Source organism: Candidatus Zixiibacteriota bacterium (assembly GCA_018820315.1).
Taxonomy (GTDB): Bacteria; Zixibacteria; MSB-5A5; order JAABVY01; family JAHJOQ01; genus JAHJOQ01.
Genome location: JAHJOQ010000041.1, coordinates 18870 through 31544, shown reverse-complemented (window position 1 = coordinate 31544; position 12675 = coordinate 18870). Strand labels below are relative to the sequence as shown.

Below are 12675 nucleotides of genomic sequence, written 5' to 3'. Positions count from 1 at the left end.
GGTGTTAAGTTCGTTGATGGAGAAATAAAGGAAGCCGCATAACTGGAGAACTTGAGGATACTATCAAAACAATCATCCACAACTCTTGACAATATCTCGGTAGTCACCTCGACCGACCTGTACGCTGAAGTACTGTTTACCTCGTAAGTAATAGTGATAGGCTTCAGTGTTTTCTGTCGGCTGCTGCGTCAGGGCGCGGCGCTCCGTCTCAAGCAGGGCCACATTGAGTGCCTCCGCCACTTTTTCGGCAATACTCGATTGAATTTCAAAAACATCAGAGAGAATCGCATCATAGCGGTCAGCCCAAAGATGAATGTCGTCGGCCACCTCTATCAACTGAGGATGTATCCGCACTCTGTTTACATCGCCCGATTTATCCCACCTAATAGTCCCTTCGAGTACATAGTCAACACCCAACTCCTCGCCGATTTGACGAAGTCCCTTTTCGCTGTTCTTATACTGCATAGCGGAAGTACGGGAGATCACGCCAAGTCCCGAGAGCTTCGCCAAGTTCGTCAGGATTTCCTCTGTGATGCCGTCAGCAAAATACTCATCTTCCGGATCGCCGAGATTCTCAAATGGCAGAACCGCCAGCATGATCTTGTGCGGCTTATCCGCAATGGTCTCCGGTTTCCAAGGCTGGGTTGCTACAACAGCTACAGCCACAGCAAGCATTGCCACAATAGCTACCAGCCACCATGTCCTGCTTGACCTGCCGACAGCTGTTACAGCAGACATAGTTGACAGACCTGAATCGAGCGAGCGCTTCAGACGCATCAGATCCGATACCATTCCATCTGCGTGCTGGTATCTTGTTTTGATGTTCTTTTCCAAGGCCTTGTCAAGGATGCTCTGAATCCCATCCGGAATGTTCGAACGGAAGCGCGCGATAGGATGCGGAATATCATCGCAGACAGCTTTCAGTGTGGCTGCCTCACTGTCGCGTTTGAACGGATTCTGTTTGGTGATCAACTCATACAGAACCACACCGAACGAAAACAAATCGCTACGATGGTCGATCTCGTCGCCTCTCACTTGCTCTGGCGACATGTAACCGACAGTGCCGAGAGTGGAACCGGTCCTGGTCAGTTGATCTGATCCAACCACAGAGGCCAGGCCAAAATCTACTATCCTCGCTCGTCCGTGTGAATCGATGAGGATATTCGATGGTTTGATATCCCGGTGTGTCACTCCCTCTTCGTGTGCTGCATGTAATCCCTCGCAGACCTGTATACCAAGCTCAAGAATCCTCTCGACAGACAAATCTTTGTCACCAGTGACATCCTTCAGAGATGTTCCCTCCACATGCTCCATCGCAAAGAATGGTCGTCCTTGGTGTTCAGATACCTCATAGACGTGGATGATATTTGGATGGTTCAGCTTTGCAGCTGCCTGAGCTTCACGCTTGAAACGTTTACGACAATCCTCATTCCGACACAAGTGCGGTGGTAGAAACTTTAACGCCACTCTGCGATTAAGCTCGGTATCATTTGCCAGATACACCTCACCCATCCCGCCAGCACCGATCTTCTCGATGATCACGTAATGAGAAACAGCGGTGCCCTCAATCAAGGGAAGATATGTCTGAGTCTGATCATCCTGTGGATCTTCTGGACACATAATATGAATACTATATAAATGGACAACTGTTTTCAACAAACAATATAGTCAACTATCAGGATCATAGCAATCCTCAATCGAGTTCCGCCACCTTTCATTTGATCTACAAGCACGAGTGCCGTTTCGCGTTTAGCCAGTAAGCGCTGATTTTCGAACCGGGTCTCCTCGTTACCAGATTTCCGCGCAGTCCTGCAAAATCAGAATCTAAACAACCGAAAAAACTGAATGCCAAACTGACTGGAATCAGTTAGATTACAGCCAAAGAGCCTCTTATAGTATGTGTGATGTCAGAAATGGAGGACCCATGGACATTGATGAAGTCAGAAAAATGGTTGAGCAACACGAGATAACGGCCGTGGATATCAAGTATTCCGATCTGACCGGCAACTGGTATCATCTCACCTTTCCAATATCCCGGCTTGAGATAGTCATGAAGAACGGAATCCCGTTCGACGGTTCAAGTATACCTGGAATGCGTTCGGTGGAGTCGGGCGACATGTTGCTGCTCCCGGATTTGTCGACAGCAATACTCGATCCGTTCAGCGCTACTCCGACACTCCGGGTACTTGCGTTCATATGTGATGCCGAGACGCGGATAGGCATATCCAAAGACCCACGCAGTCTGGCCATGCGCGCTCAAGCATATCTCGAGGAGTCGGGAGTCGCTGATCAGTCGCTCTGGATTCCGGAGTTTGAATTCTATCTATTCAATGAAGCTGAAATCCATAACGGCAAGTTCAGCGCCGGTTTCAAATTTACATCTGCCGAGAATAAGGATGACTTGCCTTTCGGCTACCAGGATAAGGATGGGACTGCGGTTGCCAACCGCAAGGGTTACCACATCGATGTGCCTTTCGACAAATACTCCGACCTTCGGCAGGAAATGGTGGCAATGATAGAACAGACCGGCTGCCCGGTGCGCTACCATCATCACGAGGTGGGCCTTTCCGGTCAACAGGAGATAGAGACAGAACTGGTCGACTTCAGGCTGATTGTCGACCGCATGATGTATATCAAAGACATCATACATAATCAAGCGTTGCGCAGAGGTTTGTCTGCGACTTTCATGCCCAAACCTCTGTACGACGAGCCTGGCAGCGGCATGCACTTCCATATACAGCTTTGCAAGAAGGGTAAGAATGTTTTCTATAAGAAGGGAGGCTATGCAGATTTATCGGATGTGGCGCTCGGATTCATTGGAGGCATTCTGGCGCATGGACGGTCACTTGCGGCGTTCACAAATCCCTCCACTAACTCTTACAAGCGATTGCTGCCAGGGTATGAAGCACCGGTAAAGCTCTTCTTCGGACTTGCAAACCGCAGCGCCGCAATTCGAATTCCAAAGTACGCAGTGAGTGAGAAGGCTAAACGGTTCGAATTCCGCACCAGCGATGGTACATGCAACTACTACTTCGCGATGAGCGCACTCTTGATGGCTGGCCTCGACGGCGTCAAGAAGGGTATCCGTCCTACACCGGAAAACGGAATGGGACCGTTCGATGATAACGTATTCGGCTGGAGTGAGGGTGAAAAAGCTCGCCTCATTTCGATCCCCACAAGCCTCGAAGAAGCGCTGGAGGCTTTGAAAGAAGACCACGACTACTTGTTGGCAGGAGGAGTTTTCAACGAGGAGTTGATTGAAAGCTGGATAATCGAAAAGACCAAGGAGATCGTGGCTGTCAGAAATCGTCCCCATCCGTTTGAGATGAATCTCTATTATAGCTTGTGATGGACTTCTTGCCCTATAGGGACAGATGGGTAGATGTGAATTTAGATGAATTTGTCGGGCAGGACGACTCGACAGTCGGCATTTGGTCACTGTTTGCTGGTCGGCGGACGGCTGATCTCTGCCGCTAATCTTTTCATTGCGTCTGCCGATAATTGGATGGAAGAACTCTGATTTGAGTACTTCCAAGGGGGCATCATAGATGAACATATCCACACATCGAGTTATCAAGGAATTCAAGCAATTCTTAGCCTCCCGGAAGTCTGCGCAAGGAAGTTCCTGCAGCCAGACCGCGCAGCCTACGGAGACAAAGCAAGCTGATCCAGCGCACCCTGTGAGTCGGTTGATCTTCACTATCGGTGTCTCAGTCTGGATTTCGGAGATTGCGATTATGTGGGCGCTGGGTCTTATCCACAGCCTTCCTGGATGGGCTGAAGTTCTGATAGATGGCTTGCTGCTATGTCTCATCATTGTTCCTGTTTCCTATCTTCTTTTTCTAAAACCCCAGGCGAAAACTGAGCGAGAACGTGCCAAAGCATGCGAAAGACTGAAGCACCTTCTCTTCTCCAACCCAACGGTTATCTATTCGTGCAAGGCCGACGGAGATTTTGGCGCAACATTTATCAGCGAGAACGTCAAGGCTCAATTAGGCTATCAACCTGAGGATTTCTTGACAGACTCAAGCTTCTGGGCATCACATATCCACCCGGACGACTCTTCTCGGGTATTGTCGGGGTTGTCGGATCTCTTTGAAAAGGGGGATCATGTTCACGAGTACCGGTTTCAGGTTGCCGACGGCAGCTACCGATGGATGCGGGACGAGTTGGCGCTTGTTCGAGACAATTTGGGAAAACCGATGGAAATCGTTGGCAGCTGGATCGATATCACAACACGCAAGGAAATGGAGCGGTCGCTGAAAGAGAGCGGGGAACGACTGCGATTGGCTACCACCAGCGCCAACATTGGCATATGGCATTGGAACATTCTCACAGACGAGTTGGCGTGGTCTGATCAATGCAAGGAGCTCCATGGATTAACGGCCGATCAGACTATATCCTACAACATTTTTCTTGAGCGGCTGCACCCTGATGATCGTGTGAAAGCAGATAACGCGATCAGAGATGCCTTGGAAAACAATACCGAGTATGACACAGAGTACCGGGTCGTTTGGCCAGACGAAAGCATTAGCTGGCTTGTCGCTAAGGGACTCGCTCATTACGATTCTGCTGGAAAGCCAGCAAGTATGCAGGGAGTAGTGTTGGACATCACGGACCGCAAGTCTTACGAGAACGAGTTAATCAAAGCAAGGCAAGTCGCCGAGGATTTGACTCGTCAAAAAGACCAGTTTTTGTCGACCATGAGCCATGAATTGCGTACCCCACTGAATGGCATAATCGGCTCAGCAGATTTGCTTTACGAGAAATTGCTAGGCCCCCTCAGCGACAAACAATTGCAGTATGTGGCCCAAATCAACAGCAGCGCCAATCATCTCCTGTCCCTTATCAATGACCTCTTAGATTTAGCCAAGATTGATTCTGGTGGGCGGATAGTGTGTCTGGAAAATGTCTTCTGTGGTGAATCCATTGACGCGTTGAATGCAATACTATCGAGTCAGATCAAAAAGAAGGGTTTACACTTCAAGATAACCGAGGACTTTAACGATGTGTGTGTTCAGGCTGATCAAAGAGCCCTCAAGCAAATTCTGCTAAACCTGATTTCCAACGCCATAAAGTATACACCAGAAGGTGGTCATATTACCATCAGTGGCCAACCCACTGAAGATGGTTTCTTCCGTATTGAGGTAAATGACACCGGTATCGGCATCGAGCCGGAAGTCATTGACAGAGTATTCGATGAGTTCTATCAAGTCAATCGAGTTCGCGACGAACAACTGGGCGGTACTGGTATCGGTCTGGGTTTGACCAGACGGCTGGTAAAGATGCACGGGGGTGATATTGGAGTTGAAAGTGAGGTCGGCCAAGGTAGCTCGTTCTGGTTTACACTACGATCAAGTATTGAGTTATCTTCGGAGTACGAAAGTCTTGCAGTTTCAGAGGAACATCTTCAAGACCGAGCGGCCAGTGGCAAGATTCTGCTGGTTGAGGACAATGAGGTTAATCGTGAGGTAATCCTGGACATGCTCCTCGTGCGAGGTTACGAAGTGGAAACTGCTTGTAACGGTCAGGAAGGTCTTGAGAAAGCAGCCACTTTTAGTCCTGATCTCATTCTCATGGACATCAGGATGCCGATAATGGACGGCATTACAGCGCTAGAAAGATTGCGGCAGATGCCTGGAACCGACGAGATTCCTGTCATTGCCTTGACAGCCGATGCGAGTGACAAGTCGATCAAGAAGCATATGTTAGCAGGTTTTCAGGACCATCTGTCCAAACCCATACGCACGGCAGCGCTCTATGCTGTTCTGGATCAACATGTACCTACAGCGACATCTGAACTGAAACCGATTAACCACGAAATTCATCTAAGAAAGATGATGGCTGCGAAAAGCGAAGTTGCAGTCAATGAGGTATCGTAAGAATGCCGACTACCGAATGTATCGATAATGCTCCTGTGGACCAAATCATAGAGCCATCACACCGTGAAGAATCCGTCTCAATATCGGGGTTGCGCGTGTTAATAGTCGACGACCAGGTGCACAACCGCAACATTATGGGGGAGCGAATTCGTGTTTTGGGATGTGTTCCGCTCTTGGCGGAAAACGGCTATCAAGGGCTGGATATAGTCAGGTCGGAGAAGCCGGACTTAATCTTGCTGGACATTATGATGCAAGATATGAATGGCACCGAGGTGCTCAAGCATCTAAAGACACAGAACGATTTAGCTTCTATTCCGGTGTTGATGATCACCGCCGTGGACGACGACAAAACTCTCACTCGGTGCTTCGAGCTTGGTGCTGATGATTACATAATTAAACCGTTTCGATCGCGTGATTTCGATGCACGTGTGCAAGCCTGTTTGCGTCGCAAAAAGCTGCAAGATGAACGTGAATGGCTGCTTGCAGATTTGCGGCGAAGCTATGAAAACTTACGACAAGCTGAACAAGCTCGAGACACCCTAAGCCACATGGTGGTTCATGATCTGAACGATCCTCTCATGGGGATTAGCGGACGGATTGAGTTGCTGTTACAGAGATTGGCCAAGCCATTGGTAGATAAGGACCTTTTGAAGAGTGATTTGGCAGAAATGCAGGTATCGGCCGAGCATATGAAAATGCTTGTACAGGGGATTCTTGATGCCGCGAAACTGGAAGATGGTACTATGACCGTCAAACTTGAGACTATTGATTGTTCTCACCTTGTTCAAGTGACATGCGAAGCTGCACAACCCTTGGCACATTTCAGTCATGTTAATCTCACATACGAGCTTCACGAAAATCCCCTAACTGTTGAATCTGACCCGACGCTACTATCAAGAATCCTGCACAATCTCGTAGGGAACGCCATCAAACACTCTCCGGCGAAAGGGACAGTCACCTGCAGGAGCCTGAATCGAAATGGCGAGTGTGTTATTTCGATAGACGACGAGGGTCCTGGAATTCCGCCGCATCTCCGAGAAAAGGTCTTTGAGAAATTCTACCAGATCGAACGAGAGACACCAGGAGAAAGAAGCGGGGTAGGACTGGGTCTGGCTTTCTGCAAAATGGCGACAGATCGGTTGGGTGGCCGTATATGGGTTGAGAATGGCCCTGAAGGCAAAGGTACTTCATTCAAAGTAGCCATCCGCCTGATCGCACGACCGGAGTTATAAACGTATTGATTCACGATCATGCGAGTGGACGTACATGCAATACGTTTAGAAACCTCAAATGCTCAGTAACGCTCTCGAACTAGATATTGCACATCAGGTTTTCTGTCACGTATATATCCTTACATAAAAAGTCTATTGTCGGTCACCTAAGCGAGAATACCACGCATTGATTTGTAGGCGGGGTTGATTTCAGGGAAACGCCCATTGCATCTTGGCTTTGTCCCAGCGATTCATTGAGAGTATGGTTCCAGAGCAAAAAGGGATTAGCTGGAGAGACTTTGTTAGAAGGCTTCGCAATACGAGCGCTGAATGAGTTTGAACTTCCCTGTGGGAGCACTCCTGAAACCTCAGCCGCAAAACTCTCTTCAGATCAGTTTAGCTAAAGGGGGCAGTACAGCTCTACGTGTCCACTTTATGCTGACGGGAAACACCCTTAACTTTCAGACCAGGTTTTTCAAAAGGTTCCGACGACACACAACGAAAAGGTGACTGTTCTTCTTGATCTCTGTGGGAGTAAATCGAAAAATAAACTGCATTCTGCAAAAATAGCTGTAGGTTTTTGTCGAAAGATCCGATATAATGTGTAGTTAGTTTAAATTTGAGCTCGACCTTTCTCGTAGTTTTGTCCTAATCAACTCTCCGTTAAAGCTTAATCTCGAATTGATCGCGCAATCATGCGCAACATTTTATTTATCTTGAAGAATCTGACTTCACTGAAAGCAGTTCACTTCGGGATAAGCAACTATGGAGTGTAGAATGAATATCTACATCGGTAACATGTCGTATGATACGACAGAAGATCAGTTACGCCAAGCCTTCGAGGGCTATGGTGAAGTCACAAGCGTCAAGGTTATTACTGACAGAGACAGCGGCCAACCAAAAGGGTTCGCCTTTGTCGAGATGTCGGGACAGACCGAGGCTTCTGCTGCCATTAGTGGTCTCAATGGCCAGGACATGAATGGCCGCGCGTTGAATGTCAACGAAGCGAAGCCACGCGTCCAAAATGGCGACCGCAACGGTGGTGGTGGCGGCGGCTACCGCAAGTCGTACTGACACTGAGATAATGAAACCCGCGTCAACTCTGGCGCGGGTCTAGTTTCTGAGGAGACTGGCACCAGCCAGTCTCCTTTCTTGAGATCGACTGCCAAGTCCGTTGCGGACAGGTTTGGTAAGCATCTCACCACCCTGAACGGTCACCAGACCGAAATCCATAATCTTCGAACGCAGTTCTCTGTCGACAATTCCCCTCGCCGACTTGATGTGGCGATGTGTAACTCCGACAGCGTGTGCTTCGGGTGTAAACCTAGCCCAGATTTCGGAATCCCGCTCCATGTGAGCACGCAAGAACCTGACCGTAAAGTATGTCTTGACACCGTACTGTAACACTATCTCCCTTGGGGCGAGTAGGCCATTATGTGCAATTAGTAGAGGCGGGGGAGACTCCCATTGCTGCACAAGGACTGATACCGTGTTGTGACCGCCTCTTGCGACAGACCTGATTGGAGGGCCAGGTGGGAACCCTGGAACCATATTATGCTTGACATGTAAAACGTCGGTACGTATTCTGGTTGGGACGTTTTCTGTATTTACGTCAAGGAGACGGTTAAAGATAACGGACAAGCAATTTCACATAGAGCGATCTGCGCAACTTCTGTTCACCCAGTTTGGTCTTCGGAAGGTGACTACCGACGATATTGCAAAGGAAGCACGCGTCTCCAAAGCCACGATATACAAGCATTTCAAGAACAAAACCGAGATTTTCGACAGGGTCATTCACGAAGAAGCTGATTCGTTACTCTCCTCTATTCGCGAAGCTGTCAACGCCGAGGAGAAGGCCGCTGAGAAACTCAGGGCTCATCTGCTGATTCGGCTGGGAAGGGCAAGTGAATTTGTGAACTTCTACCGGGTGACTCAGGAATCGTGTGGTGACTATTTGCCGCACCTTGCTCAAGTACGAGCGGATTTCCTCAGAGAGGAGCAGAAGGCCGTTGCCGGGATACTATATAGGGGTGTCCAGTCGGGTGAACTCCAAATTGAAGATACCGATAAAGCTGCTTACGTCATGGTCCTGGCTCTGGCTTCATTCGAGTACCAATGGTCTTTAGACGAAGGTCGGTTTACGCTTCCCGTACTTGCGGATACTATGCTCAACATGATTGTAAATGGGATTGGACGGAAGCCGCAATGACAATAGATTCAAACAACACTGACAGATTTCAGGACTTACCAACACACACGGATTCCACGAATTCATATATCGATATCGGATATCACAAGTTCTTTATCCCTGTAATGGGAACGGGGTTTACAATCGATACACCACTTAGGGTAGCCAAGTATGGTATATCTTCAGTGATATCAATCGGCGATGATATTCTGATTGAACAGATGCGTGAACACTACTCGGACGTATTCGATAAGCCCTATCGACATATCCCAAAGAGTGAGGAAGATTCAAGAGTAAAACGAATACGTTCCTACTTGAATCTTGTGCATGATCTTGTCCAAAACCAAATGCAGGCTGTGTGTTCAAGTCCATTTGAAACCGGCAGCGATATCACTCGGTATTTTGAAATGATGCCATCAGGAACACTGAAGTCCGCCTATGACTCGATGATTGCCTGCACGCACCATGAGACAAAACTCAGACTCCAATCTGAACTTCGTCAGAAGGTAGTAGCCGGAAATATTGACGTGAACATCATGACAAAAGTCGATCGTGAGTTACGTCAGGAAAACGGAAAGGGAGTTCCAGAGAGCGGTATAGCGATGTCCGCGCTTTGTGGTTTTGCGACCAGCGAATTACGGTCGAGCATTGTTCTCTCGGCAGGAATAAATAAGAGATTATTCGCCTATATGGCTCAGTTTGATGATTTCTTTCCCACCGCAGACAAACCGCCCCAAAAGACCATAATTCTGAAAGTAAGCGATTATCGTTCGGCTCTGCTGCAAGGTACATTGCTGGCAAAGCGGGGCCTGTGGGTGTCTGAATACCGGATCGAATCAGGTCTTAACTGCGGCGGGCATGCTTTTGCCACTAAGGGTGAATTGTTGGGACCTGTACTTAATGAATTCCAGGCTAACAGAGCCTCACTGGTATCAGGACTGAGGAAGTACTATTATGAGGCATTGGATAAGTTGGGTAAAGTTCCCTCCGGAGACCCGTCAATCATTCTTTCAGCACAGGGTGGAGTGGGAACATCTGAGGAACAGAGTTTTCTTTTCAGTCAATATCATGTTGACAGAGTCGGGTGGGGGACACCGTTCCTTTTGGTACCCGAGGCCACAAATGTAGACAGCATACACCTGCAGAAACTTTCCGCGGCAACTGAAGACGATGTTGAGTTGAGCGATGCTTCACCGCTGGGGATTCCTTTTTGGCTTTTGAAAAATACGACAAGCGACGAATACCGCAGGAAGCGAATCGCTGAAAACACTCCCGGGAGTGAGTGTCTCAAGCAGTTCCTGGCAACAGATTTGGAATTATCCTCTACTCCTGTCTGCAAAGCATCAATGCAGTACCAGCGGTTGAAACTGAAACAGCTTAATGCATCGTCACTACCCACAAAGCAGAAACAGGCAGCTATATCATCGGTGCTTAGCAAGACCTGTCTGTGCATGGATCTTGCAGGGTCCGTTCTTAATCGCCTCAATCTTGATACCAAATCGCATACGGCGGTTTGCAGCGGGTTGAGTATAACTGACTTCAACAGAGTATATACGCTTAAGGAAATGGTAGATCACATTTATGGACGTCTGCCAATTAAGCTTCGCAAAGAGAGACCTCACATGTTCATACGTGAACTCTCACTGTACATAACCTACCTTAAGAATCAATTGATCAAGAACTCACTGAACATCTCCTCATTGTCGGACAAGTATTTCAACGATTTCTCCAATCAACTCTTGAATGGGATCAAATATTACCGACAGATGGCCTCACAATTGAAAAATGGCGAGCAAGCGACTTTTCTTTTCTCTCTGGCGGATCTCGAAAAGAAGGTGCAATCGCTAATCAGCAATCTGGATGCACTGCAGCTTGATCACAATGGTTCTTTGCTCGAAGCTACGTCAATACTACCAGCTTAAGATTGACCACGACAAAGTCCGAGGCACATTGGGCTGGGGCAATTGGTGAAGGCTAATGGAGCCCCACATTCACATTGTGGCACAAGGACTTACACCGTATTGTGACCAGACTGTGGCCTTTCTTTTGATCCTGGAGTTACTGGCGACTGTCTTCAGACACGAGAATCGTTCATTCGTCGATATTGAAAGCGCCGGAGTATCCCAATGCTCCGCCGCTCCAGTTTGTGTTAAGATTGGCGGGGTTCGTCTCAAGTGAAGAACCACAGCTCCCCGTTACCAGCCAACTGCAACGCTTTGATATGGTTGGGTCCTGCGGGTAGGTATAGTATCACACAATGACTTCCGCCGTTATAGAAAGCTCATCCTGCAGATCATTTAGTAGCTAATATTTCGATAATTCCCGAGCAGCCTCCGTCGCGCAAATAACCGGCATGGTCGTCGATATTCTCAAACCTCCGTCCGACTATATCAGAACACTCGAATTTGAAGTCGGTGCATTTCAGAAATCTATCAAGCACGTCCAGGACTCTGGGATCTTTAAATCCAACTTTGCCGCCTTTCTCGGTAAGGCCGTTCATTCCAACAATCCAAATTGCTGTTCCCAATGCCCCACATGCACCTCCGCATAAGCCGATTCCGCCCGCAAGTCCCGCCGACATCACTGTGTGAATGTCTGATTGACCCATCTTTTGCGCTAACAATGCCGAACAGCTTACCGGTAGTGAGAAAGGAGCAATATATCCTTGCGAAAGAGCAGTGTTTGTCTCAATGAATGCGACCTTCGCGTATTTTGCAGCCATGCGGAAGCAGCCTATAGTCCCGCCCTTTATTAGGAAGAACTTAATCATCTGCATTGCTGACGATGATTTATCTAAATCTGTTATTTCGAGGCAATTGATGTGTTTGTTGCGGACACGGAAGGACTCCACAAGCCTTTGTGCTGCAAGTATTGCTGCCGCTTCAGCTTGCGGACCCGGCCCCAAAAGTCGATATGCCTGCGTTCCTGCTGCAAGCGCCGCGCCCCAGATCATGCCGCATTGGTAGCCGTGTTGCATGATTCCGCCGGCGAGAGGAGCGGTGGCGTTTTCCTCAAGTCTCGACGATTGATCGAATGCGCGGTTGAGAACTCTCAACAATGTTTCCGATCATGTCCCAACTTTCAGAAACGTCCTCACCGTTCCTAACGATGATATCTCACTCTGTGCTTTGGCCATTCCGTCTCCGTTTGACTTCGTGTACGATTGCTTTCATAGTTATGAAATTGAATTTTCTATACTACCCTTTTTGCTTGAGACTATCGAGGTAACCATTAGGACCAAGCCTATTCCCGGAAGAATGCACACCACGAAACCGAGGGGTGATTCTCTTAGAAAGAAGAACCCTGCGCCAGCACCCATGAGTACGCCGCCGCCGATCGCCCATGTGCTCTTGTCATCTTTCTTAGTTGAATTGTCCTCGTCCGCACTCCTTTC

At 48.4% G+C, this 12675-nt stretch carries 9 protein-coding genes; 6 read left to right on the top strand and 3 right to left on the bottom strand.

The features are described 5' to 3' along the window. Positions 1–72: 72 nt before the first annotated feature. Positions 73–1620 (bottom strand): protein kinase, encoded by a 1548-nt coding sequence (locus KKH67_03935; protein MBU1318327.1) that lies wholly within the window; start codon positions 1618–1620, stop codon positions 73–75. Between the two features lie 304 nt (positions 1621–1924). On the opposite strand from KKH67_03935, the gene glnA reads away from it, so the two are divergent. From glnA to KKH67_03915, 4 genes are all read left to right on the top strand, one after another. Continuing rightward, entirely contained in the window at positions 1925–3349 is a 1425-nt protein-coding gene (gene glnA / locus KKH67_03930; protein MBU1318326.1) for a type I glutamate--ammonia ligase, read from the top strand. A 199-nt stretch (positions 3350–3548) separates the two neighbouring features. Next, complete coding sequence (locus KKH67_03925; GenBank protein ID MBU1318325.1) at positions 3549–5882, top strand: PAS domain-containing protein; 2334 nt, start codon at positions 3549–3551, stop codon at positions 5880–5882. Positions 5883–5884: 2 nt separating this feature from the next. Beyond that, on the top strand, positions 5885–7114 hold the full coding sequence (locus KKH67_03920) for a hybrid sensor histidine kinase/response regulator (protein ID MBU1318324.1): 1230 nt from the start codon (positions 5885–5887) through the stop codon (positions 7112–7114). 756 nt (positions 7115–7870) lie between these two features. Then, complete coding sequence (locus KKH67_03915; protein MBU1318323.1) at positions 7871–8167, top strand: RNA-binding protein; 297 nt, start codon at positions 7871–7873, stop codon at positions 8165–8167. A 39-nt stretch (positions 8168–8206) separates the two neighbouring features. On the opposite strand, the gene KKH67_03910 is transcribed toward KKH67_03915, so the two are convergent. Beyond that, positions 8207–8500 (bottom strand): hypothetical protein, encoded by a 294-nt coding sequence (locus KKH67_03910; GenBank protein ID MBU1318322.1) that lies wholly within the window; start codon positions 8498–8500, stop codon positions 8207–8209. 292 nt (positions 8501–8792) lie between these two features. On the opposite strand from KKH67_03910, the gene KKH67_03905 reads away from it, so the two are divergent. Both KKH67_03905 and KKH67_03900 read left to right on the top strand, forming a co-directional pair. Further along, positions 8793–9302 (top strand): TetR/AcrR family transcriptional regulator, encoded by a 510-nt coding sequence (locus KKH67_03905; GenBank protein ID MBU1318321.1) that lies wholly within the window; start codon positions 8793–8795, stop codon positions 9300–9302. Beyond that, complete coding sequence (locus KKH67_03900; protein ID MBU1318320.1) at positions 9299–11203, top strand: hypothetical protein; 1905 nt, start codon at positions 9299–9301, stop codon at positions 11201–11203. The genes KKH67_03905 and KKH67_03900 overlap by 4 nt, the downstream gene beginning before the upstream one ends. Before the next feature lie 371 nt (positions 11204–11574). On the opposite strand, the gene KKH67_03895 is transcribed toward KKH67_03900, so the two are convergent. Further along, positions 11575–12336 (bottom strand): C-GCAxxG-C-C family protein, encoded by a 762-nt coding sequence (locus KKH67_03895; GenBank protein ID MBU1318319.1) that lies wholly within the window; start codon positions 12334–12336, stop codon positions 11575–11577. Positions 12337–12675: the final 339 nt, after the last annotated feature.

Excerpts from the sequence above, each read along its gene's own strand:
- KKH67_03915 (MBU1318323.1), top strand. The coding sequence starts at position 7,871 with ATGAATATCTACATCGGTAACATGTCGTATGATACGACAGAAGATCAG.
- KKH67_03900 (MBU1318320.1), top strand. The coding sequence starts at position 9,299 with ATGACAATAGATTCAAACAACACTGACAGATTTCAGGACTTACCAACA.
- glnA (MBU1318326.1), top strand. The coding sequence starts at position 1,925 with ATGGACATTGATGAAGTCAGAAAAATGGTTGAGCAACACGAGATAACG.
- KKH67_03925 (MBU1318325.1), top strand. The coding sequence starts at position 3,549 with ATGAACATATCCACACATCGAGTTATCAAGGAATTCAAGCAATTCTTA.
- KKH67_03935 (MBU1318327.1), bottom strand. The coding sequence starts at position 1,620 with ATGTGTCCAGAAGATCCACAGGATGATCAGACTCAGACATATCTTCCC.
- KKH67_03920 (MBU1318324.1), top strand. The coding sequence starts at position 5,885 with ATGCCGACTACCGAATGTATCGATAATGCTCCTGTGGACCAAATCATA.